Consider the following 24,012-nt stretch of genomic DNA (forward strand, 5'->3'; position numbering starts at 1 on the left):
TAACGGGATGACGGCGAGGCGAGGAGGCCGAGCGGACATGACGTACAGCGACGACGTACCGGGCCGGGCGCGAGTCAGCGACACTGCGGACCTGAGCGCGTACTACGAGCGGCTCGCCGAGCACGAAGCCGGAGCGCTATGGACCGTCGCCAACGAGATCGAGCCGTGGTACCCGCAGCCCAAGTCGGTCCCCGTGCACTGGTCGTACGAGCGCCTGCGCCCGCTGGTGCTGGAGTCGCTCGACCTGGTCAAGGCCGATGACGCAGGTCGCCGAGTCGTGATGCTGGTCAATCCCGGCCGCAAGGACGTCTCCGCCGCCGTCGGCATGCTCTACACCGGACTGCAGATCATGGGACCCGGCGAGTCCATGACCGCGCACCGCCACCAGGCCGCGGCGCTGCGCTTCGTCATCGAGGGGCAGGGCGCCTGGACGATCGTCGACGGACAGAAGCTCAAGGTCGGCCCGCGCGACTTCGCCATCACCCCGAACTGGGCCTGGCACGAGCACGGCAACGAAGGCGACGACGCCCCCGTCATCTGGCAGGACGGCCTGGACATCCCACTGGTCAACGCGCACGACGCGGGCTTCTACGAGGTACACCCGGACCTGCACCAGGAGCAGGGGAAGGTCGTGAACTCCTCGCTGCTCACCTACGGCGCCGGCGAGCTGCGCCCGTACGGCTTCGAGGACGGCTGGACCAAGCCCTACTCCCCGCTGTTCGCCTACCCCTGGGACCAGGCGTACCCGGCGCTGCTGAACGCCGCCGAGGCGAGCGACGGCTCCCCGTACGACGGGATCATCCTCGAATACAGCAACCCGCTCACCGGCGGTTCCGTGATGCCCACCATGGGCGCCCACCTCCAGCTGCTGCGCCCCTCGCAGGCCACCAAGGCGCACCGGCACACCGGCTCGGTCGTCTACAACGTCGCCAAGGGCCAGGGCCACTCGATCATCGCCGGGCAGCGCTTCGACTGGCGGGAGGGCGACATCTTCTGCGTCCCGTCCTGGGCCTGGCACGAACACGCCAACACCAGCAGCACCGACGACGCCGTCCTCTTCTCCTTCAACGACTTCCCGGTCATGCGCTCCCTCGCCTTCTGGCGCGAGGAGGCGCACACCGACAACGACGGCCACCAGCCCACCGCCTGAACCACCCCGGAACCGCGCACACCTCCAAGGAGTCCACATGCTGCTGGTCAGCTACACCCGTGACGGCGACGAGGCGCGCCGGCTGGGCATACAGCGCGACGACACCGTCATCGACATCGCCACGCTCACCGCCGAGTACCGCGCCGTCGTCCCCGGGCTCGGGGCAGCTCCCGCGACCGTGCTGGACCTCGTCCACGCAGCACCCGAAGCCGTCGCCGCCCTGACCGAACTGCTGACCCGTCCCGTGCCCGAAGCGGCGCGGCATCCGCTGGCCGAGGTCACGCTGAAGGCGCCCCTGCGTCCCGGCAAGATCGTCGGAGTCGGCCTCAACTACACCGAGCACGTCGCCGAGTCGGCCCGCACGCTCGACACCGACAAGGAACTGCCGCAGCGGCCCGTGCTGTTCAGCAAGCCCGCCACTGCCGTCACCGGACCCGGCGAGCCCATCTGGCACGACGGCGACCTCACCGCCCAGCTCGACTGGGAATGCGAGCTCGCCGTCGTCATCGGCAGGACCGCGAAGAGGGTGCGGCCCGAGGACGCGCTCGACCATGTCTTCGGCTACAGCATCGTCAACGACATCAGCGCCCGCGACCAGCGCCGCTCCGGGCAGTGGTTCTACTCCAAGGGCCAGGACTCCTACGCCCCCCTCGGCCCGGCCGTCCGCACCGCCGACGACGTACCGGACCCGCACGCCCTCGACCTGTCCCTGCGCGTCAACGGCGAGGTGAAGCAGAAGGGCAACACCCGCCACATGCTCTTCCGCATCCCCGAACTGATCGCCGACATCAGCGCCGGCATGACCCTCGAGCCGGGCGACGTCATCGCCACCGGCTCCCCGGCCGGAGTGGGCGCGAGCTTCACCCCGCAGCAGTTCCTCACCCCCGGCGATATCGTTGAGGCAACAGTCGAGTCGATCGGCACCCTGCGCAACCCGGTGGTGGACGCACGATGAGCGAACGCCCCAAGACCTTCCGCATCGGCCAGATCGTGCCGAGCTCCAACGTCACCATGGAGACCGAGATCCCGGCCCTCTTCCGGGCCCGGGAGACCGTCGCCCCAGAGCGGTTCACCTTCCACTCCAGCAGAATGCGGATGAAGCAGGTGCGCAAGGAGGAACTGGCGGCCATGGACGCCGACTCCACCCGCTGCGCCGCCGAGCTGTCGGACGCCCGTGTCGACGTGCTCGGCTACGCCTGCCTCGTCGCGATCATGAGCATGGGGCACGGCTACCACCGCACGTCCGAGCGGAAGCTGACCGCGGTGACCCGGGAGAACGGCGCTCCCGCGCCGGTCGTCACCAGCGCGGGCGCACTGGTCGGTGCGCTGCACACGATGGGCGCCCGCTCGATCACCCTCGTCGCCCCCTATCTGCGGCCGCTCACCGAGACCGTCGTCGACTACATCCGCAACGAGGGCATCGAGGTCGGCGACTGGACGGCACTGGAGATCCCCGACAACCTCCAGGTCGCCGCGCACGACCCGCGCGACCTGGTGCCCATCGTCCGCAAACTCGACCACGGCGACGCGGACGCGATCGTGCTCTCGGCGTGCGTGCAGATGCCGTCACTGGAGTCCATCGAGGTCGTCGAGCAGGAACTGGGCAAGCCTGTGCTGTCCGCCTCGATCGCCACCGCCCACCAGATGATGCGCGCCCTCGGCCTGCCTGCTTTTGCTCCCGGCGCAGGCCGGCTGCTGTCCGGCGCCTACGCCGACGCCCCCTTTCCAGCCGTCTGATTCACCACCCCACGCCGCATGTACGACACGGGCCCTCGCCGCTCCGGCCGTACGACACCGGGCCGTCGCCCACCCGCACGGCAGCGGCCCGCCCCTCAACCCGCGCTCCGGACACCGCCAGTCAGAAGGGGGCGCTGCCCATGCAGCTCTCGCCGTCCGCGCACCACGACACGTACTGCCGTGACCATCTGCCGCCCGCCGATCAGTGGCCGGAATTCCACTTCGACCTGCCCGAACTGCGCTACCCCGAGCGCCTGAACTGCGCCGAGGTCCTCCTCGACGAAACCATCCGCCGATTCGGCCCCGACCGCCCCTGCCTGCGCACGCCCACCGAGAACTGGACGTACGGCGAACTGCGGCGCCACACGGACCGGATCGCCCAGGTGCTCACCGACGACCTCGGTCTGGTGCCGGGCAACCGCGTACTGCTCCGCGGCCCCAACACCCCCTGGGTGGTGGCATGCTGGCTCGCGGTCGTCAAAGCGGGCGGGGTGGTCGTGACCACCGTTCCGCTGCTGCGCGCCGGCGAACTCACACCGCTCATCGAGCTGACCCGCCCCAGCCTCGCCCTGTGCGATCACCGTTACGCGGACGACCTGCGCACGGCGGCGGGCGACGGTCTGCCCGTCCTGTGCTTCGGCGCCGACGGCGATCCGGACGACCTCACCACCCGCGCCGCCACCAAGAGCGGCGGGTTCACCGCCGTCGACACCGCCGCCGACGACGTCGTCCTGCTCGGCCCCACCTCCGGCACCACAGGCAGGCCCAAGGCCACCATGCACTTCCACCGCGACGTCCTCGCCAGCGCCGACACCTTCTCGCTGCACGTCCTGCGGCCCACACCGGACGACGTGTTCACGGGCACCCCGCCGCTCGGCTTCACCTTCGGGCTCGGCGGACTGATCGTTTTCCCGCTGCGTGCCGGTGCCTCGACGCTCCTGCTGGAGCGGGCCACACCCGGCGAACTCGCCGACGCGGTCGCCGAGCACGGTGCCACCGTCCTGTTCACCGCCCCCACCGCGTACAAGGCGATCCTCGCCGCGGGCCGCGCGTACGCCCTGAAGGGCATACGACGTTGTGTGTCGGCCGGAGAGCACCTTCCGGTCACGGTGTGGGAGGAGTTCGAGCGGGCCACCGGCATCCGCATCATCGACGGCATCGGCGGCACCGAGATGCTGCACATCTTCATCTCCGCCGCTGACGAGGGCATCCGGCCCGGCGCCACCGGCCGCGCGGTCCCGGGCTTCCGCGCCGCGATCATGGACCTCGACGGCAACCCGCTCCCGGACGGCGCACCGGGCCGACTCGCCGTCCAGGGACCCACCGGCTGCCGCTACCTCGCCGACGACGACCGGCAGCGGGTCTTCGTCCAGCACGGCTGGAACATCACAGGCGACACCTACCTACGCGACGCCGACGGCTACTTCTGGTTCCAGGCCCGCAACGACGACATGATCATCTCCTCCGGGTACAACATCGCGGCGCCCGAGGTCGAGCAGGCGCTGCTCGCCCACCCCGATGTGGCCGAGACCGCGGTCGTCGGAGTACCGCACGCCGAGCGGGGCGCGATCGTCAAGGCGTTCGTCGTCCTGCGCGAAGGGGTGCCGAGCGACGACGCGAAGGCGACCGAACTCCAGACCTTCGTCAAGGACACGATCGCGCCTTACAAATACCCGCGAGCCGTCACCTTCCTGCCCGAGCTCCCGAAGACCCCCAACGGCAAGATCCAGCGGTACCGGCTGCGCAGCGGTCGGCAGGCCCCCTGACATCGAGTCCGCGACAGAGACGAAGACGGCTGATCTTCCGCGTCCAGCGCGACGTCCGCGCGGGTTGCGTCCAAGACAAGTGGTGATCTTCGCGATGGCTTCGAGGGCGTCTGCCTCCGCGACTCTGGACCGGATCCTGTGGAGCTTGCGTGCTTGGCGCCGGACCTGCCGCTGCTGCTGACCTCGATCAGTGCTTCGGTCACAGGCTCGCGAGCAGGTTGTCGAGGGGAGCAGGTACCCGCTCGGAGTCGAGGGCCTCGACCAGGAGGCGGCCGTAGCGGATCTTGCGGCCCTTCTTCGTGCCGAGGAAGCGCCGCATTTGTTGCTGCGGGGGCCGGCCCTGGTGTGCAGGTTGGCGCACGAAAGTCTGCCAGGCTTGGAGTTCGCCCTCAGCCTGGACGATCTCCTCAACCCGTGCCACGCCCAGCGCGCGGATGAGTTCGTCCTCCAGGTCCGTCACACACACGAAGAACCCTTGGCGCGGCGCACGGGCCCGCTCAAGAGCGCGGTCGTAGAAGCGCTGCTCGCCCTCATCGCACAGTCCGGCGAGGCGCAGACCCAACCCCGGCGGCCCGAGGAGGCTGGCGTAGCGGCCGACGCTCATCGCTCCACCCATGGGCATGACGCACACCCCCTCGGCGGGCAGGTCCCGACCATAGCGCGCGGCCAGCGTCTCAACGGCCGCGAGGTCGCTCAGCCCTTCCAACAACACCGCAGTCCGCACCCGCAGTCGCACGGCCAGCTCACTCGCCAGCCCACCGGGGCTGCCCGCCGCCCAGCTGGTGACCGCGTCCCGGAACGTTCGTATGTCAGCCATGGGGCGATTCTGCTCCTGCGCGGGCGGGCGCGGCACGGAGTTTTCGTCGGCCGCGCTCCGGGGGCTTCAAGTGAGGAGGAAGAGCGAAACTTCCAGCCCCGGCTCCTGCACTGCTTCCGGGCGATCCGGGGAAGCGTGCCCTTGCGGAGCATGCCGAGCAGGATCGGCTCGGCCTCCCGCTCGATCTCGAACACCTCGTAGGCCAGCCCCTCGAACCCGCTGCGGGCCAGCTCCTCGATCCGCGCGGCGTCCCGCTCGATCCGCGCCGCGCGTTCCCTGCTCAGCTCCGCGTCAACGGCCTCGGTGATCTCGACTTCCATCCCTGTTCTTCGGAGGGAATCCCCGTCTTCAGGCGGGGAGAGAATCCGATGTGCAGCAGCGCGGACTCCACCGCGGCTTGGGTGTCGTCGTGCTGTTCCTGGTTCTCGCCGTCGGCCTGTTCGGCGCCGACGATCCGGCCGTCCTTGTCTCGCCGAACGTGCACCTTGGGAGGGGGCGCAAGCTGAGTAGGCCCGGAGCGCGGTGCCGGGATTGCTCCCGGTCCGTTTCTCCGGACCTACTCAGCGGTGACGGATCGTGAGTATGGGGTATCTCTACCTTGCAGAGAGTGCGGCTGGTGCTCTGACCTCGATGCTTTGAAGCGGATGGCAGCGCATCGGGGGCGCTGAGCTTGTCGCGCCGGACTCTCACGGACAGACGCCGGGCCGATCGGTCGGCCCCAGGGAACGACCGCTGTGGTGCACGGACCTGCGGCTTCGTGATCGATGGCCTATTCGTCGCCGTCGTGACTTTCAGTCACCACCGGATGTGAGCCAGAGCCCAATCAACGGTGGATCTGCTGATCAAGGGAGAGACGCCAAGTGAGCGAGACGACGATCGAGCACGAGTCCGTCGAGGTGTCGGCCGGCGGTGCGATGCCGTCAGCTGTGTCGGACGAGCAGCTCGTCGCGATGCTGGTCGACCGGGCCCGCAGCGAGGGCCCGCAACTGACCGGTGAGGGTGGTTTGTTGCTGCAGTTGACCAAGCGGGTGCTGGAGTCCGCACATCCCGTCACGGCAACCGAAACGGCGAGGCTAGTCATCGGATGACTGGCGCCTCCTCTCTTGTCCGAATAGGAGTCAGCTGTTAACTTCCCCCACAAACAACCGAGGTGTAGACCTGTTGCTCCCTTGGGAGGAAGCCACATGGTACGTAGAGTTTCCGGGTGGGTGGCTGCCGTGACGGCAATCATCCTCGGGGCGTCCGTCCCGTCAGCTTTCGCAGACCCAACCACTGCCGGGTCTCCTCCGGGGGCCGGGTCGGCGGCACCCCGCGCGCAGACACTGCTCAAGGTGGACTTCGAGGGATCGTTCGAGGGAAAGTCGTACACCCCCGCAGGTGGCGAGATCGTTCGCGGCACACTGGCCCGGGACGGATCCGATGTCCGGGTTGACCGGGGCAAGGCGACGCTGCCCGGCGGAGCGTCCGGGCTGCGCTTCACCCCCGGTACGCCGCTCGCCGCCGACGGGCACATCACCGGCAATCTCGTCGCCGAGGCCGTGGTGAAGCGGAGCACCGATGTGCCGCGACTCGGCACGCTGCTGAGTCTGTTCGGCTCGCCTTACTTCCGCTACAAGGACGCCAACGACTTCGAGACAGAGTTCGGTATGTCCGCCGACGGTGCCGCCCCGGTACGCGGCCAGGGACTGGTGGTTCCGAAGACGCAGTTCCGGCACGTCGCGCTCGTCTACACCTCCGTGAGCGCGACGCGTTCGACGCTGCGGCTGTTCCTCGACGGCTGCGCGGTGGGTAAGGCGCTGGAGCTGGGGGCTCTCGCCCCGAGCCGCTCCGAGGCGGTGGGCTTCGGCCGCGACACCAACCCGTCGGCCGCGGACCGCGGCTTCGCGGGCGGACTGGACGGCATCGCGCTGTCCACCTTCGACGGCGAGTTCTCCAGCGCGGACTTCCGACTCGAAGCCCCCGCCCAGCGGCAGACGAAGGGCCCCGGGCAGGTCGTGACGCTTTCGCCGTGTGACACGGCCAAGGACATCGAAGCCAAGGCGGCCAACGTCGTCCCGAGCGAGCGGCAGAAGAAGTGGATGAACGACGAGCTCACCGCGTTCGTCCACTTCGGGATCAACACCTTCGCCGGAGCCGATGGCGTGGAGTGGGGATCAGGCGAGGTGCCACCATCGCAGTTCGCCCCGACCGACCTGGATGCGCGGCAGTGGGCGCGCGCCCTCAAGGACGCCGGTTTCAAAGTGGTGATCTTCACGGCGAAGCATCATGAGGGCTTCTCCATGTGGCCGTCGCGCTACACGGACTACTCGGTGAAGAACAGCCCGTATCAGGGCGGCAAGGGCGATGTGGTGCGTGAGTTCGTGGAGGCCGCACGCGCGGAGGGCCTGCGCGCCGCGCTCTATCTCTCGCCGGCGGACGTGCACCAGTACAAGGAGGGCGTCTACAACAACAACAGCGCCTGGAAGAAGACCACCATCCCGACACTGGTCCGTGACGACAACCGGGCCGAAAAGGTGGCCTCTGGCGAGCTGCCCACCTTCGACGTGGTGAGCAACGACTACAACCGCTATTACGAGAACCAGCTCTACGAGCTGCTCACCGAATACGGATCGGTTGACGAGGTATGGATGGACGGCGCGAACCCGGTCGAGATCGAGAACCCTGGTGCTCCCGTCTACGAACGGCACGACTACGCAACCTGGTACCGCATGGTCCGCGCACTCCAGCCCCAGGCCGTCATCCAGACCGGCCCCCAGTCGAAGGTTGAGTACTCTGGTCCCGACGCCCGCTGGGTCGGCAACGAGTCCGGCGTGGGCCGGGAGACCGAGTGGAGCGTGCTGCCGATGTACGGCGACGCCCACGCCAACGAGGTCGGCACCACGCCCTGCTGTAGTAAGGTGCTCGGCGCACGCGAGCAACTACCCTTCCACGACTACCTGCGCTGGCTCCCCGCCGAGACCGACGTTTCGATCCGGCCCGGCTGGTTCTACCACAGCAGTCAGGACAGCCAGATCAAGTCGCTCCCCGCGCTGCTCGGCATCTACAACAAGTCCGTCGGCCGCAACGGCGTGCTCCTGCTCAACGTACCGCCGGACCGGCGCGGGAAGTTCACCGACGGCGACGTGCGGCGGCTGCGCGAGTTCGGCGAGGCGATCCGTACGATCTTCGGCAAGGACCTCGCCACGGGCGCGACCGTCACCTCGGCCGACCCGAAGGAGACGACCGGCGAGCACCGCACTGCCACGGTCGTCGACGGCGACGCGTCGACGTACTGGACCCCGCGCTCGGGCAGTGTCCCGGCCGAGCTCGTGCTCGACCTCCCGGAGCCGCGCAGGTTCACCACCCTCTCGCTCCAGGAGAGCATGGACGTCGGCCAGCGCATCGAGAAGTTCGCCGTCGACGCCTGGCTGGACGGCGGCTGGACCGAGATCGGCACCGGGACCACCGTGGGCTACAAGCGGCTGCTCAACGTGGCTCCGACGACGACCGACAGGCTCCGGCTGCGCATCCTGGAATCCAGGCTCGCGCCGAGCGTCGCCGGCCTCGGCCTCTTCCTCGACCCGGCGGTCGGCGACCCCGGCATCGCCGTCCGCAAGCCGGCCCAGCAGTCCTCGACCGCGTACGACGGCACACCCGACCGCGCCGTCGACGGCAACACCGACGGCGTGTGGGGGAACGGCTCGGTCACGCACACCTCCGAGACCCAGTCCCAGCCGTGGTGGCAGGTCGACCTCGGCTCCAGCAAGTCGATCAACAAGATCGCGATCTGGAACCGTACGGACTGCTGCGGGCAGCGGCTCTCCAACTACTACGTGATCGTGTCGGACACGCCGTTGCCGGACTCCCTGGACGAGGCCCTGGCCGCGCCGGGCGTCTGGTCCTCGAAGCAGACGGCCCAGGCGGGCACTCCCACGGAGATCCCCGTGGGCCGGTCCGGTCGTTACGTGCGCGTGCAACTCACCGGCACGAGTGCGCTCTCGCTGGCCGAGGTGCAGGTGTTCTGACGCCTTGTGATGTGTTGTGACGTGCTCCGCCCCTCGCCGCCGCGCCGTGCGCCGTCGCCCTCGGCCTCGCCGGCCGCACCGCCTTCGTGACCGGAGCCGCCGGCCCGGCCGCTGTTACGCGGTTCTCCGCGAACTCCAGGCCCTCCTGGCCACCTGGACCGGCGCCTGCTCCATATGCGGCCAACCCGCACCAACCTCCGACCCCCACCATCGCACCTAACAAAGCCCTACTAGGAACGGGGTCTGACAGTCCAGCCCCACAGCGGCAAAAGCGCTGACAGTACGAGACCCCGGGCCATGACTCCCGGGGTTTCTCTGTGTACCGGTATGTCCGGCCGGGTTCAACGAGCCGCTGGTGCCGCTATCACGCCTACTCCACGCCCAGCTTCCCCAGCGCGTCCAGCTGCTCTCGGGCGAGCTTGTCTCGCCTCGTGCGGGTGTTCGATACCCATGTGTCCAGCTTCACGAGCACCGGCTCCGTCTCTCCGTCGGCCGCGATCTCCTCACCGTGCCCGCGCGGCACTGGGAGTCTTCGCTTCTGTGTCCGGGATGGTTCTCGGTTCGGTGTCCGGCCTCGGGCGCTGTAGGCCGGGCCGTCACGGTCGCCGGAGCGGGGCGCGGCCATGACCTTGACGAGCATCTCCCGGTGCGAGAGCAGCACGGTGAGCGACGGCCCGGCCGGCTCGTCGACGACCGGACGTGGAGGGGGAGTTCGGGGCGCGGAGAAAGTCATGGGGGCTCCTTGAGGAGGAGAGGTGAAGTGGGAAGGGAGAGGGGCGCCGGGGCCGGCCGGCGGCGGGGCCGGCCGGCGGCGGGGGATCCGTGTGCACGGCCCCGGTGCGGATCGGGGGAGAGCGGCGACCGCGTACAGAGCGGTCCCGGGGGCTTCCTGGCCGCCGACGGCTGCGGAAACGGGCCGCCGGCGGCCTTGGAGCGGCTCCGTCTCAGAACGGCCGGGCCAGCTCCTCGGCGAGGATCTGGATGGTCGCCGTGATCTGTTCCTCCGTGTGCTCGGAGGTGATGAAGAACCGCAGTCGGGCGAGGCGCTCCTCCACCGCCGGGTGCAGGATCGGGTTGGCGCTTATCCCGCGGTTGTAGAGGCGGTCGGCGAGGTGCAGCGCCTTCATGGAGTCGCCCGTGATGCACGGCACGATCGGGGTGCCTCCGCTGGTGCCGACCTCGACCCGGGCTTCGCTCGCGAGCCGCAGGAACAGCGCCGAATTGTCGTGCAGCCGGGTGACCCGCTCGGGCTCCTCGCGGATCAGTCGCAGCGCGGCCAGCGCGGCGGCGGTGCTGGCCGGTGGCAGGCCCGCGCTGAACACGAAGCCCGGCAGCGTGTACCGGAAGTGCTGGATCAGTTCGTGCCGTCCGGCCACGTAACCGCCGCAGCTCGCAAGGGACTTGGAGAGCGTGCCCATCCAGACGTCGACGTCCTCGGGCGTCACCCCGGAGTGCTGGGCCATGCCGCCGCCGGTCTTGCCCATCACGCCGATGCTGTGCGCCTCGTCGACCATGAGCAGGGCGTCGTGCTTCTGCTTGACAGCGATCAGCGCGGCCAGGTCGGCGGTGTCGCCGTCCATGCTGTACACGCCCTCGACGACGATCAGCACCCGGCGGTAGCGGTCGCGGACGTTGGTGAGGATGCGGTCCAGGGCGGCCGTGTCGTTGTGCGGGAAGGGCTGGCGTGCGGCCCCGGACTGGCGGCAGCCCTGGAGGATGCTGTCGTGGGCGAGCGCGTCGTGCACGATCAGGTCGTCGGGGCCCATCAGGTGCCCGATGACGGTGACATTGGTGGCGTGACCGCTGACCAGGGTCAACGCATCCTCGGCGCCGATGAGGTCGGCCAGGGCCCGGTCCAGCTCCTCGTGCAACGGGCGGTTGCCGGACAGGATGCGGGCGGCGGACACTGAAGAGCCGTACCGCTCGACGGCCTCCCGTATCGCCTCGGCGACCATCGGATGGCCGGACAGGCCCAGGTAGTTGTAGCTGGAGAACGAGATGAGTTCCTCGCCGTCGACCCGGGTGGTGTCCCGGATGGTGCCCTCGTGCGGCAGGAAGTAGGGGTTGCGCACCCCCGCCTGCTCGGCGACCCGGCTCCGCTCCAGCGAGGCGAGGACCTCGGGGAAGACCCGGACGTCGGCGGTCTGCTCACGGTCCACGGCCGGTCGTACGGCCTCTGCGGGAGCGGCGGATGCGGCCGGGGCGTGCGCCCGCTGCGCGGGTATGGCCGCCGTGCTCTGTGACGCGACGGCGGCGACCGCGCCGGGCGACGGTGCCGCGGATGCCGATCCGAACCGGCTCTGCACCGTCGCGATCAGCTCTCCGATGGTCGCGATGTTCACCACGTCCGCAACGTGCACCTCCAGGCCGGGCCACTCCTTGCGGAGCCGGGCGGTGAGGTCGGCGAGCATGATCGAGTCGAAGCCGAGGTCGGTGGCGAAGACGTGCTCCGCGCGCAGGAAGTCCTCGGAGTACGCGCTGACCTTCGAGATCGCGGCGAACACCCGCACCGCCGCTTCGTCCGCGGCGACCGCGGGCTTGGGCAGCTCCCGTACCCGGACGGGTTCGGCCACCAGGACGTGCTGCGCGGGACGGGGCGCGAGCGCGGCTTCAATCAGCCGCTCCTCGGCGGCCGGGTCCAGGTGGGGCTCCCCGGTTGCGTCGGCTGCGGCGTTGCAGGACTGGAGCAGGGACAACTGGGCGTGCATCAACTCGATGAGACCGCTCATCCTCGGCTCTCCGATCGGGTGCGTGGGGACGGGGGATGGAATGACCGTGCGGATGCTCGGCACGGGTGCGGCTGCCGGAGCGGCACCAGGGGAGGTGGCGGGGCGCTTGCGGTCCCCACCGGTGCGTACGGTGTAGGCCGCCGTCTCCAGCGGGGACACCGGAAGCGACAGCAGCGGCGAGGTGTTCCGGGCGAAGAGCGGCGCCGGGTCGACGGGGACGCCGGCCACCGCGAGCCGGCCGAGGGCGGTCAGCAGGGCCCGGCCGCCGTCCGGCCGGTTGGCGGTCAGGGGGAGCAGGGTGAGCGCGGTGCCGGCCTCGTCCTGGCGGGCCATCCGCAGCAGGGTGTCCCCGCCGTAGATCTGCACCAGGAAGCGGACCCCGGCGTCCGTCACGGACCGTACGGCGCGGGTGAAGCGGACCGGGGCGGTGTTGTGCCGGGCCCACAACTCACGTATATGGTCCGGCTGTTCGCAGGTGAGGCCGCTGACGCTGGAGACGAAGGCCCGGGTCGGCCCGGTCAGAGGCAGGGACGCGATCGTCTCGGCCATCGCCTCGTCGGCCGCGGCCACGAGGGGGGAGTGGAAGGCGTGCGAGACCTTGAGCCGGACCGCCGCGACACCCTCCTTTGCGCAGTGCGCCCGCAGCCGGTCCACTGCCTCAACGCTGCCGCTGAACACCAGCTGGCCCTTGTGGTTGTAACAGGCGGGCCACACCCCCTCCACGGCGGAGGCGACCCGCTCCGCCTCGGTGACCGGTGCCTGCACGGCGAGCATGGCGCCCGTGCCGGGCGGCACGGCGGCGGCGAGGGCGGCGCCGCGCCGTGCCATGAACGCGACCGCGTCAGGTCCCGCGAACGCGCCGGCCGCGACCGCCGCCGGGAACTCGCCGACGCTGTGTCCGACCGCGAGGTCCGGTTCGACCCCGCAGGCGGCGAGCAGTTCGGTGGTGGCCACCCCGCAGATGCCGAGGCTGGGCTGGCACATGTCGGTCACCATCAGGGCGGCCTGCGCCTCGGCGTCGTCCGGCTCCCGCTCCCACAAGAGCTCGGCGAGGGAATCGGGCAGCGCGTCGTTCTGATCAGCCATCAGCGCGGTCAACTCGGCGGCACGTTCGGCCAGTACGGGGAAACGGCGCACCAGATCGGCCAGCATGCCGGGATGCTGGGAGCCCTGGCCGGGGAAGGCGAAGGCGACCTTACGCTCCTCGGGCGGCAGCGGCTTGTCCGCCGCGTGGATGCCCGGGGCCAGCTCGCCGAGGCCGCCCTCCGCCAGTCGGCGGGCGGCCACGTCGAGGCGGTCGAGCAGTTCCTCGCGGGTGGCGGCGACTACGGCGAGCCGCGCGGTGAGCAGTTCCCGGGCGGCCAGCGTCCGGGCCACCGCGGCGGGTGTGGCCTCCGGGGCGGCGGCGACATCGTCCCGGACCTCCGCGGCGTGGCGGGCCAGCAGCGGCACGGACCCGGCGGAGAGCAGGAAAAGCCAGGGCGTGTCCGCCGACTCCTCGGCCTGGTCGGCGGGTTCGGTGGGCGTACCCTCAAGGACGGCGTGCACATTGGTGCCGCCGAAGCCGAACGAACTCACCGCGGCCCGGCGCGCTCCCTCCCTGGGCCACGGCCGCTGCTCGGTGGTGAGGCGCAGCGACGCTTCGCCCAATGCCAGGGCGTCGTTGACCCGGTGCTCGGCGGGCTGCGGCGGTACGACGCCGTGGTGGATGGCGAGGGCCGCCTTGACCAGGCCCGCCGCGCCGGCCGCCGAGAGCGTGTGGCCGATCAGCGCCTTGGAAGAGCCCACATAGCAGGGGCCGGCCTGCCCGGACTCGGCGCGCAGCAGCCGGATCGCCTCGATCTCGGTCCTGTCGCCGACCGGTGTGCCGGTGCCGTGCGCCTCCAGCAGGTCGATCTCGCCGGGGCTGATTCCGGCGTCCCGGTAGGCGGCGCGCAGGGCGGCGAGCTGTCCCGTGACCTGCGGGGTCATCGGGCCGCCGCCCTTGCCGTCGTTGGCGGAGCCGACCCCGGTCACCACGGCGTAGATCCGGTCACCGGCCGCGACGGCGTCCTCCAGCGGGCGCAGCACCAGCAGGGCGCCGCCCTCACCGAGCACGAAGCCGTCCGCGCGCTCGTCGAACGGGCGGCACACCCCGTCCCGGGACAGGGCGCCGGAGCGGGCGAAACCGACCAGCGGGGTGGGCGAGAGGCTGAGGTAGACCCCGCCCACCAGGGCGGTGGAACAGGCCCCGGAGCGCAGGCTGCGGACCGCCGCGTCCAGCGCCACAAGCGCGGACGAGCACGCCGCGTCCACGGAGAGCGAGGGGCCACCGAGATCGAAGACCTCGCTCACTGTGCACGGCACCATGTTGGCCAGACAGCCCGGAATGGTGAACGGGTTCATGGGCATCAGCGACGAACCGGTCGCGTCGTGCAGGGCGGCCATCAGCTCCGGGTCGCCCTCGTCGTCGTGCAGCGAGCCGTCCGCGAGCAGATTGGCGCTGATCCTGGAGACACTGACATCGCGGTGGTCCAGCGAGGTCACACCCGCGAACACACCCGTCGAGGCCCGGTCGAAGCCGTCCCGCTCCCAACCCGCGTCCTGCAGGGCCTCCCGGGCCAGGTCGACGAAGAGCTTCGCCTGCGGGTCCATGGTGCGGGCGCGGCGCGGCGGGATGCCGTAGTGCGCGGGTGCGAACTGATCGACCTCGGAGAGGAAGGCCACCTGGTCGGTGTAAACGCTGTGCGGCTCCCGGAAATCTCCCGGCCGGTAGTAGGCGGAGTGGTCCCAGCGGCTTCGCGGCACCTCGGAAAACTGAGGCTCGGCGCGTATCAGCATTTCCCAGAACTCATCGATGTTCGTGGCTCCGGGAAAACGACACGACATGCCAACAATAGCTATACCAGCCATGGTCGATACCTCGATCAAACGTTGACTGATGAATTTGGTACGACGGCAGAAATACACGGCGGTGGCATCGACGGAAAATCTCCGGGAATCACCGTGAGCGCGGTTACTGCCATGTCTTCCTGACGTCGGGATTCAAAGTCTCATGAGCCGGCGACGGACCGGACAACCCTGCTTCTCATCCAGCGGAAAAGCTACTCGCCCGTAACTGGTGAATCGGGTCACCTCGGCGTCTCCACAGGGCCTTCATCACCTTTACTGCGCCTCTACGACGCCTCTACGACGTCTCTGGGACGCTTCTACGGCCTGAAGCCGGCCTGCCGGGCCAGTCCGAGCACCGCCTGGTCGAACAGATCGTCGCGGGCGTCGACCACCCGGTCGAAGCGTCCGAAGACCTCGAAGCTCAGCAGTCCGAACAGCTGCGCCCAGACGGCGGCCAGCTGTGGCACGGCCGCCGGGGACAGCTCGTGGCCGGACTCCCGCACGATCTGCCGGGCGTCGGGGCCGATGCCGTCGGCGGCCGGGCCCGCCGCGGCCGGCACCTCCAGCGCGCCGGCCGCGTGGGCGCTCGCTGCGATGGAGAAGAGGACGAGGACGACCCGGGAGGCCGGGCCGACGGTGTCCGAGGGGGCGGAGTAGCCCGGCACGGGGGAGCCGTAGATCAGCGCGTACTCGTGCGGATGGGCTAGCGCCCAGCGGCGAACGGCCTGGCAGACGGCGATCCACTCCTCGATTGAGCCGGCCGGCCCGGACTTCCCGAGTGCCCGCTCAGCCGCCGCACCGATGGCGTCGTACGCGTCCACGATGAGCGCCGTGAGGAGCTCGTCGCGGCTCGGGAAATATCGGTACAGGGTCGAGGAGGTGATGCCCAGCTCCCGGGCCACTGCCCGTAGGGACAGCCTGGCGGCGCCCTCCGCGAGGACCTGCTTGCGGGCCTCGTCCTTGATCGCCTTGGTGACTTCGGCCCGTGCGCGTTCCCTGGCTCCTCGAATGACACCCATGTGAACAGTCTGCCACCGTTCGGTGCAGTGACCAATAACAAGAGCAGTGCTCTTGCTTCGGGCCACCGCTCGGTGTAACACTGCACTCAAGCGAGAGCGCTGCTCTCTGAACCCTTCGCCGACTTGGCCCGCCGCCAATGCCCGGCCGGAGGAAAACAAAACGACCAGGCCGGATCGAATAACAAGCTGTACCCCCGGCGAATCCCCCGAATTCGACAGTGCGCTTCGCCGTGTCGACGGATCCGGGCGGGATTCCGCATCACGAGCCCCATCCGAACCGCACCACCCCATAGGAGTTCACGGGCGATTCATTCGCCCTTGATCGCCTCCTAGCAGAAGTAGCAGAAAGGATCCGTACGATGGCTGCCTCGGTGCCCTCCGGGAGCGATCGGAAAAATCGCCGCGGTCCGTGGTTCACCCTGTTCGCGGGGTTGCTGTTCCTACTCATCAGCGGTGCCGCCAGCGCCGGTGTGCTCGACAATCTCAAATCGGGCGGTTTCGACGATCCGGGCTCCGACTCCGTGCGCGCGGCCTCGGCCCTGGAGCGCTCGTTCCCCGACAGCCAGCCCAACCTCGTCATCCTGGTGAAGGACGCCCAGGACGGGGTGGACGGCTCGCGGGCCGCAGCCAAGGCCGACGACATCGACAAGACGATCGGTGACACCTCGTCCGCGCGGGTCGTGGCCTCGTACTTCGAGACCCCCGACAAGACGCTGCGCTCCGGTGACGCGGGTCTGATCCTGGTGCGGGTCGACGGCGACGAGAACGAGAGCATGCACACCGCCGACGATCTGCACGAGAAGCTGTCGGACCCCGACGGCGCCGTGTCGGTCTCCTTCGGCGGCATCACCGCCATCAACAACGACATGAACAAGCAGGTCGAGAAGGACATCGTCGCGGCCGAGTCGATCGCGATCCCGATCACTCTGCTGCTGCTCGTCATCGTCTTCCGTGGAGTGATCGCCGCGCTGCTGCCGATGCTGCTGGCGGTGCTCACCATCGTCGGAGCGCTGGCCGCCGTGAACGTGGCTGCCCAGTTCACCTCGGTGTCGGTCTTCGCGGTCAACCTCATCACCGCGCTGGGGCTCGGCCTCTCCGTCGACTACAGCCTCCTCATCGTCACCCGCTACCGGGAGGAACGCGCGGCCGGCCGCACCAACGCCGAAGCCCTGCGCGTCACCCGCGCCACCGCGGGCCGTACGGTCCTGGTCAGCGGGGCCGTGGTCGGCGCCGCCCTGGCCGCGCTGCTGGTCTTCGACCAGTACTTCCTGCGCTCCTTCGCCATGGCGGGCATCGCGGTGGTGGCGTTGGCGGTCCTCGGCTCGCTGCTCCTGCTGCCCCCGGCGCTCGTCCTGCTCGGCGACCGGATCGACGTGCTCGCCCTCCGCCGGCGCCGCCGCACCGCGCCCCGCCCCCCGGCGGACACCTTCTGGGGCCGGTTCGCCGCCCTCGCCTTCCGGCGTCCGGCGCTGCTCGCCACCCCGGTCGTCGCGCTGCTGCTGGTGATGGCCGTGCCGTTCGGCGGCGCCCAGTTCGGCGTGCCGGACGAGCGGGTGCTGCCGAAGGACGTCGAGAGCCGTGTGGTGACTGAGGCGGTACGGGACGACTTCGTCGCCGGCGACGACCGCGCGCTCAACGTGGTCTCCACGAACTGGAAGGGTTCCGCCTCCCAACTTGCCGACTACACCGCCGAGTTGTCCAAGACCTCAGAGGTCACCCGAGTGACCAGCACGGCCGGCGTCTACACGGACGGCAGCAAGGTCACCGACCTGCCCGCGCAGACGGCGGCCGGGTTCCAGAAGGGCGATGGGGTCCGGCTGCTCGTCGAGACGGACCTGGTGCCCTACTCGGAGAAGGGCGGCGACCTCGCCCGGGACATCCGCTCGGTCGACCCGCCGGCCGGAGCCGAGATCCTGGTCGGCGGCCAGGCGGCCCAGCTCGTCGACATCACCCACTCCATCGCCGGCAAGCTGCCCCTCGCGATCGTCCTGATCGGCCTGTTCAGTCTGCTCTTCCTGTTCCTGCTGACCGGCAGCGTGCTGATGCCCCTCAAGGCGCTGTTGCTCAACACGCTCAGCCTGGTCGCCATCCTGGGCACGACGGTCTGGATCTTCCAGGACGGCCATCTCTCCGGAGCCCTGGGCTTCACACCATCGCCGCTGGCCGTGTCGATGCCGGTGCTGATGTTCTGCATCGCCTTCGGCCTGTCGATGGACTACGAGGTCTTCCTGGTCGCCCGCATCAAGGAGCGCTACGACCACACCGGCAACCTGGCCGGCTCGATCCGCGAGGGCCTGGGCGGCAGCGGCCCGGTGATCACCGCCGCGGCGGCCATCCTCGCGGTCTCCTTCTTCGCGATGCTCAGTTCCGGCGTCTCGCTGATCAAGATGTACGGCCTGGCCACCGGCCTCGCGATCGTCATCGACGCCTTCCTGGTACGCGGCGTGCTGGTGCCGGCGTTCATGCGGGCTGTCGGCCCCTACAACTGGTGGGCCCCCGCACCGCTCAAGGCCCTCCACCGCCGCTTCGGCATCAAGGAGTCGGCCGAGGAGGAACCGGCCACCGCCGCCCCCCGCACGGAAGAGACCACCACCGCGAGCCACCGCGAGAAGACGGGACTGCTGCCATGACCACGACCGAGAGCGAAGAGAGAGGCTCCCTGCACCGGCTGCGGGAAATCGCGACCACCGCGGCCCGGGCGGCCAACGCACACAACACCCAGCCGTGGGAGCTGCGTTACCACACCGACCACGTCGAGGTCGGCTGGCGCACCGAGTACGCCCTCGGCCCGAGCGACCCCTCCCACCGCGATCTGCGGCTCTCCCTGGGCACCTATGTGGAGACCCTGCTGATCTGCGCCGCCGAGGCGGGCGTCCCGCTCGAATTCGAATCCGACCACGACGCCGAGGCCACCCGGGTCGGCCGGCTCCGGCCCGCCGGAACGCCTCGTACGACCGCGTACAAGGTCTCCGACGTCGAGGGCCGCCGTGTGTGGCGCGGGCCCTGGTCCACCCGGCAGGTGGAGCTGCCGCTGATCGGGGCCGCCCAGCAGACCGCCCGGGAGGCGGGGTTCAGGGTGGCCGTGGTGTCCACGGCCGCGGCCCGGCCGCTGCTGGTCCGTGCGTACCACTGGTTCTTCGGCCACGCCGGGATTGCCGCCGAACTGCTGGCGTGGACCCGGCTGGACCCGCGCCGCCCCGAGTACCGGCAGGACGGTCTCAACGACGTCATGCTTGTGCTCAACCGGGCGGAGCGCTCCGCGATGCGGGTGCTGTTCTCCCCCGTCGTCTACCGGCTGCTGCGCCCGCTGGGCCTGGTCCGGCTGCTCACCGTGCTCTCCTCCAGCGCGACCAGCGGCGACGGCGCGGTCCTGGTGATCCTGGGCAAGGGCGGCGACCCGGCGCGGGACGTCGGCGCGGGGCGGCTCGTCACCCGGCTATGGCTGCACTTCTTCCAGCAGGGCGTGTACGTCCATCCGCAGAGCCATGTCATCGACTGTCCCGGCACGGTCGACGACCTCGCGGAGCTGTGCGGGGCCGAGGACGGGGAGCGGCCCCTGGTCTTCTTCCGGGTGGGCTTCCCGGCGACCGACCCGGCGCTCCGGCCGCGGCACCCGCGCCGGGAGGAGGCGGGGGCACCGGCCTCCGTCGCCTGAGCGCGAGCGGGACCGGCACGGGGCCGACGGATTCCGTCAGCCCCGTGCGGACGGAATTCCCATCTGCACATCGAAATTCACATCTGCACGCGTACAATTATGGCGGCTCTTTTAAAATTCCCCTGCTTCTCTTTCCGAGTTTACTCAAGGATGCAACAATTCTTTTGGTTCTCGACCGGAGCCTGCGCCTTGAATGTGAAGGGAAGTCTGCCGGATGCCCGCCCCGCAAGTCAGCGGAGACCGCTCTATCATCGACCGCACCTTCAGTGTTCTGGAAGCCTTCAATTTCCGGGACCGTACCCTTACGATGAGCGATATCAGCCAACGATCCGGTCTGCCGGTGGCGACCACCTACCGTATCGTGAAAAAACTTCTCTCCTGGGGGGCTCTGGAGCGAACAGAAGGAAGTCGCTACAGTATCGGTCTGCAGCTCTGGGAAATCGCTTTACTCGCCCCGCAGTACTCGGCGCTCCGCGCCGTGGCCATGCCGTACATGCTGCAACTCCAGGCCCATGCGCGCGCCTCGGTGGCGCTCACCGTCCAGGACAAGCTGGAGGGAATCTGCCTGGAGAGCGTGTGGAGCGGCGAGGCGTCCTGCCGCGGCGCCGGCAGTGTGGGAAATCGTTTCCCGCTCTACTCGGCCGCCTCCGGACGGGTTCTCCTCGCGTACGCGAGCCCCGAAATGCAGGAAGAGTTCTATGCTCAGGATCCGCACGCATACACGAAGTGGACCGAAACCGACCCGCTGGTCCTGCGCGCCCATGTCGACCGGGCGAAAAGGCAGGGATACGCGATATGCGACCGTGAGATGAACGAGAACTATTGCAGTGTCGCAGCCCCCGTATTCGACGGCACCGGAGCCGTCATCGCCGCCATCTCCCTCATTACCGGCACGGAAAATGGCGATGCAACACAACGCGCCAAACCTGTACTGACCACCGCCAAACTCATATCCGAACGGTTCGCGGCCCTGCACGGCCCCGAGGGCGAAAAGAGACGAAGACGTCCCGCCCGGCAGAGTCGTTAAAAACACCCGAACTGCCTTCGTGTTCACGAAATTAATTCGCGCAAGTAAATAAAACTACTGATAGGGAGAAGTACATGACCGTCACCAAGGAAGAAGTCCTCGCCGGGCTCGCCGAGATCGTCAACGAGATCACCGGGGTCCCCTTGGAGGACGTCGTCATGGAGCGATCCTTCGCCGACGACCTGGACGTCGACTCGCTGTCCATGGTCGAAGTGGTCGTCGCCGCCGAGGAGAGATTCGGGGTCACCATCCCCGACGAGCGGGCGAACGGACTGAAGACCGTGGGCGAAGCCGTCGAGTACATCCTCAGCAACCAGGGCTGACCAGGCACTCACCGACCGGTGGCCCCGCAGCCGCCGCTCCGTCCGGCAATTCCCCCATCCAGACGTGGAGTGATTCCTGTGAAAGCGATCGACCGCACCGTCGTCGTAACCGGTGTCGGCGCCACCACCCCGCTCGGTGGTGACAGCGCCTCGACCTGGGAGGGCCTGATGGCCGGCCGCTCCGGGGTCCGGCAGCTCACGCACGACTGGACCGCCGAGGTCCAGGTACGCATAGGCGCCGAGGTCGCCGTGGAGCCGACGGAGGTCCTGCCCAGACCTCAGGCCCGCAAGCTCGACCGTACGGCCCAACTCGCCCTGGTGGCGGCCCGCGAGGCGTGGGGCGACGCCGGATTCACCGGCCAGGCGGGCGAGGACGCCTCGGTCGACCCCGACCGGCTCGGCGTCGTCATCGCCTCCGCCATCGGCGGGGTGACCTCGCTGCTCGAACAGTACGAGATCCTCAAGGAGCAGGGCGCCCGCAAGGTCTCCCCGCACACCATCCCGATGATGCTGCCCAACACTCCCTCCGCCAACGTCGGTCTGGACGTCAACGCCCGCGCCGGTGTGCACAGCCCCATCAGCGCCTGCGCCTCGGGCGCCGAGGCCATCGGCTACGCCATCGAGATGATCCGCACCGGCCGCGCCGACGTCGTCATCGCCGGTGGCACCGAGGCGGCCATCTGCTCCCTCAACATGGCCGCCTTCGGCAACATGATGGCCATGTCCAAGCGGAACGACGACCCGACCGCCGCCTCCCGCCCCTACGACACCGACCGTGACGGCTTCGTCATGGGCGAGGGCGCCGGCGTCGTCGTACTGGAAGCGGCCGAGCATGCGGCCCAGCGCGGGGCGCAGGTCTACGCGGAGGCCGTCGGCCAGGGCCTGTCTGCCGACAGCCACCACATCACCCAGCCGGAACCGTCGGGCCGTGGCATTGCCGCCGCGTTGACCAGCCTGCTGGACACCAGCGATCTCGAGCCCGCCGAGATCGTCCACGTCAACGCGCACGCCACCTCGACCCCGAAGGGCGATGTCGCCGAGATCCTCGCCCTGCGCAAGGTGTTCGGCGACGACACCGACCACTTCGCGGTGTCCGCCACCAAGTCGATGACGGGCCATCTGCTGGGCGGCGCCGGCGGTGTCGAGACCGTCGCCAGCGTCCTCGCGCTCTGGCACCGCCTTGCCCCGCCGACCATCAACCTCGACAATCCCGACCCCGACGTGGACGCGGACATCGTCCGCGACACGCCCCGCCCCCTCCCGGAGGGCCGCATAGCCGCCCTGAACAACTCCTTCGGATTCGGTGGCCACAACGTGGTACTGGCATTCCGTACGGTGTGACGAAACCGCACGTTTCCGGGCAGGCGGTACACCCTCGCGGTGTGCCGCCTGCCCGTGTGCCGCAATGCGCCGATGCCGAAATACCGAACAGGGCAGGGCGGTGCGTGCCGTCGGGTCCTGCCGGAAAGCTCCCGGTGGCACATTCACCCGGCGCATGAAGAACGTGCTGAAGTTGGTCACTTCGGTGAACCCGAGATCATGCGCGATGACACCGATTCCCCAGTCCGCGTGCACGAGAAGCCGTTGTGCCTCCAGGGCCGCCCGGGCGTCTATCAGATCCTTGGTGGATTTGCCGGTGACGGCCGGCAGGCGGGGGTGTACGGAATGACGGGGATCGGTAGCGTTACGGAATTGACCATGGCCGTTCCGTAATCAACCCTTCTTTGCTCACCTGAGGCTTCAATTATGGGGAGTTGATCGCCCGCTACCAGAACACGTCTGGCGCGCAGACGAGTTGGACAAATGAAGGGAAGTCGACGGGATGACCACTCACCCCAGCGTCCCCGAACGCTCGGCTGTCGACCGCACGCTCGGCGTCCTGAGCGCCTTCGACCGACGTAACCGCGTCCTGACGCTCAGCGGCATCAGCCGCCGCTCCGGGCTCCCGGTCGCCACCGCCCACCGCATCGTCACCAAGCTGCACCGACTGGGTGCCCTGGGTCGGACGGCGGACGGGCAGTACAGCATCGGCCTCAGGCTGTGGGAGACGGGCACACTCGCTCTGCGCTGTTCCCTCGTCTCGGAGATCGCGCAGCCCGCCCTGGTGGACCTGCACAGCCAGACCGCGGCCGCCGCCCTCTTGACGATCCGAGACGGCGACGAGACCGTCTGCCTGAGCTTCGTCTCCCGTGACCCCGGCCATGCGTCCGCCCCGGGCGCCCGGGGCCGACGGCAGCCGCTGCACACCACCGCGCAGGGCCTGGTCCTGCTGGCCCACGCGAACGCGGGAGCAGCGGACCAGCCGGTCACCGGCCTGGGGAGCGCGGAGTTGCAGCACTCCCTGGCGAAGATCAGGCGGCAGGGCTACGCGGTGACCGTCGGCACCGTCTCGCCGGAGACGGCCGAACTGGCGGCCCCGATCCGCGACGCGCTGGGCACCGTGGTGGCCGCCGTCGGCGTGGTGACGCCCGTCGAGACGTTCCGGCCGCTGCGGCTCGCGCCACCGGTCCTCGCCGCGGCCGAGGCCGTCTCCCGGCGCGTCCAGGCATCCCGCGGACCGGACTGGTGGCTCGACGAGCAGGCGCTCCCCGGGCAACCGAACCCGTACGACTACGACGTACCCGCCGACGCGGCCCGCCCCGAGCTCCCGCGTGTCTGCTCTGACGGAATCCCAACAAAGGCCCGCTCTCCTGCGAGTTGACGGTTCACAGCCGTCGCGTCGGCGCGACCGCCATACCCCGGCCCCGGTCCAGTCCCGCAGACGCCGCCAGGCCGTCACCCCACTGCAACCGACCCGCTCCGCGGGAACGTCCCGCCGGCTCACGCTCTTGCACAGCACGATCGGGGTGCCGGTGAAGGCGAGCAACGTGGCGTGCGGGAGTGCGTCCCGCAGGTGGCGGGCGTAACCGTCGAT

17 protein-coding genes and 1 pseudogene are annotated in these 24,012 nt (G+C 69.5%); 12 read left to right on the forward strand and 6 right to left on the reverse strand.

The window, feature by feature from the left end:
• Positions 1–37: 37 nt before the first annotated feature.
• The 4 genes from OH809_RS42400 to OH809_RS42415 all read left to right on the forward strand — a co-directional run bounded on the left by OH809_RS42400 (position 38) and on the right by OH809_RS42415 (position 4,653).
• Positions 38–1,150 carry a cupin domain-containing protein gene (locus OH809_RS42400; protein ID WP_406415538.1) on the forward strand — a complete coding sequence of 371 codons (1,113 nt, stop codon included), beginning with the start codon at positions 38–40 and terminating at the stop codon, positions 1,148–1,150.
• Positions 1,151–1,187: 37 nt separating this feature from the next.
• Positions 1,188–2,105 carry a fumarylacetoacetate hydrolase family protein gene (locus OH809_RS42405; RefSeq protein ID WP_406415536.1) on the forward strand — a complete coding sequence of 306 codons (918 nt, stop codon included), beginning with the start codon at positions 1,188–1,190 and terminating at the stop codon, positions 2,103–2,105.
• A complete protein-coding gene (locus OH809_RS42410; RefSeq protein WP_406415535.1) occupies positions 2,102–2,887 on the forward strand; it encodes an Asp/Glu racemase in 786 nt (261 codons plus the stop codon). Before OH809_RS42405 ends, OH809_RS42410 begins: the two co-directional genes overlap by 4 nt.
• A gap of 140 nt (positions 2,888–3,027) precedes the next feature.
• Positions 3,028–4,653: an AMP-binding protein gene (locus tag OH809_RS42415; protein WP_406415533.1), complete on the forward strand. Its 1,626-nt coding sequence runs from the start codon at positions 3,028–3,030 to the stop codon at positions 4,651–4,653.
• Positions 4,654–4,852: 199 nt separating this feature from the next.
• Here OH809_RS42415 and OH809_RS42420 read toward each other — a convergent pair whose 3' ends face one another.
• Both OH809_RS42420 and OH809_RS42425 read right to left on the reverse strand, forming a co-directional pair.
• On the reverse strand, positions 4,853–5,470 hold the full coding sequence (locus tag OH809_RS42420) for a TOPRIM nucleotidyl transferase/hydrolase domain-containing protein (RefSeq protein ID WP_406415531.1): 618 nt from the start codon (positions 5,468–5,470) through the stop codon (positions 4,853–4,855).
• Positions 5,471–5,750: 280 nt separating this feature from the next.
• Positions 5,751–5,954 (reverse strand): hypothetical protein, encoded by a 204-nt coding sequence (locus OH809_RS42425; protein ID WP_406415530.1) that lies wholly within the window; start codon positions 5,952–5,954, stop codon positions 5,751–5,753.
• Between the two features lie 376 nt (positions 5,955–6,330).
• Here OH809_RS42425 and OH809_RS42430 point away from each other — a divergent pair, with 376 nt between their 5' ends.
• Positions 6,331–6,558 (forward strand): transposase, encoded by a 228-nt coding sequence (locus OH809_RS42430; protein WP_406415528.1) that lies wholly within the window; start codon positions 6,331–6,333, stop codon positions 6,556–6,558.
• Between the two features lie 243 nt (positions 6,559–6,801).
• Positions 6,802–9,474, forward strand: a complete 2,673-nt coding sequence (locus OH809_RS42435; protein WP_406415526.1) for an alpha-L-fucosidase — start codon at positions 6,802–6,804, stop codon at positions 9,472–9,474.
• 370 nt (positions 9,475–9,844) lie between these two features.
• Here OH809_RS42435 and OH809_RS42440 read toward each other — a convergent pair whose 3' ends face one another.
• From OH809_RS42440 to OH809_RS42450, 3 genes are all read right to left on the reverse strand, one after another.
• The gene (locus OH809_RS42440) at positions 9,845–10,207 is read right to left on the reverse strand and encodes a hypothetical protein (RefSeq protein ID WP_406415524.1); all 363 of its coding nucleotides are present in this window, start codon (positions 10,205–10,207) and stop codon (positions 9,845–9,847) included.
• A gap of 211 nt (positions 10,208–10,418) precedes the next feature.
• The gene (locus OH809_RS42445) at positions 10,419–15,095 is read right to left on the reverse strand and encodes an aminotransferase class I/II-fold pyridoxal phosphate-dependent enzyme (RefSeq protein ID WP_406514814.1); all 4,677 of its coding nucleotides are present in this window, start codon (positions 15,093–15,095) and stop codon (positions 10,419–10,421) included.
• A gap of 296 nt (positions 15,096–15,391) precedes the next feature.
• Positions 15,392–16,093, reverse strand: a complete 702-nt coding sequence (locus tag OH809_RS42450; protein WP_406415520.1) for a TetR/AcrR family transcriptional regulator — start codon at positions 16,091–16,093, stop codon at positions 15,392–15,394.
• Between the two features lie 359 nt (positions 16,094–16,452).
• Here OH809_RS42450 and OH809_RS42455 point away from each other — a divergent pair, with 359 nt between their 5' ends.
• The 5 genes from OH809_RS42455 (at position 16,453) to fabF (ending at position 22,439) form a co-directional block, all read left to right on the forward strand.
• Positions 16,453–18,723 carry an MMPL family transporter gene (locus OH809_RS42455; RefSeq protein WP_406415518.1) on the forward strand — a complete coding sequence of 757 codons (2,271 nt, stop codon included), beginning with the start codon at positions 16,453–16,455 and terminating at the stop codon, positions 18,721–18,723.
• Entirely contained in the window at positions 18,720–19,748 is a 1,029-nt protein-coding gene (locus OH809_RS42460) for a hypothetical protein (RefSeq protein WP_406415516.1), read from the forward strand. Before OH809_RS42455 ends, OH809_RS42460 begins: the two co-directional genes overlap by 4 nt.
• Positions 19,749–19,962: 214 nt before the next feature.
• Entirely contained in the window at positions 19,963–20,775 is an 813-nt protein-coding gene (locus OH809_RS42465; RefSeq protein ID WP_406415514.1) for an IclR family transcriptional regulator, read from the forward strand.
• A gap of 74 nt (positions 20,776–20,849) precedes the next feature.
• Positions 20,850–21,098 (forward strand): acyl carrier protein, encoded by a 249-nt coding sequence (locus tag OH809_RS42470; protein WP_406415513.1) that lies wholly within the window; start codon positions 20,850–20,852, stop codon positions 21,096–21,098.
• Positions 21,099–21,176: 78 nt separating this feature from the next.
• Positions 21,177–22,439 carry a beta-ketoacyl-ACP synthase II gene (gene fabF / locus OH809_RS42475; protein ID WP_406415511.1) on the forward strand — a complete coding sequence of 421 codons (1,263 nt, stop codon included), beginning with the start codon at positions 21,177–21,179 and terminating at the stop codon, positions 22,437–22,439.
• A 129-nt stretch (positions 22,440–22,568) separates the two neighbouring features.
• Here fabF and OH809_RS42480 read toward each other — a convergent pair.
• A pseudogene (locus OH809_RS42480) lies at positions 22,569–22,748 on the reverse strand (helix-turn-helix domain-containing protein); the annotation flags it as partial.
• A gap of 172 nt (positions 22,749–22,920) precedes the next feature.
• Here OH809_RS42480 and OH809_RS42485 point away from each other — a divergent pair.
• The gene (locus OH809_RS42485) at positions 22,921–23,799 is read left to right on the forward strand and encodes an IclR family transcriptional regulator (protein WP_406415510.1); all 879 of its coding nucleotides are present in this window, start codon (positions 22,921–22,923) and stop codon (positions 23,797–23,799) included.
• Positions 23,800–24,012: the final 213 nt, after the last annotated feature.

It is taken from the genome of Streptomyces sp. NBC_00873 (genome assembly GCF_045207415.1).
Lineage (GTDB): Bacteria > Actinomycetota > Actinomycetes > Streptomycetales > Streptomycetaceae > Streptomyces.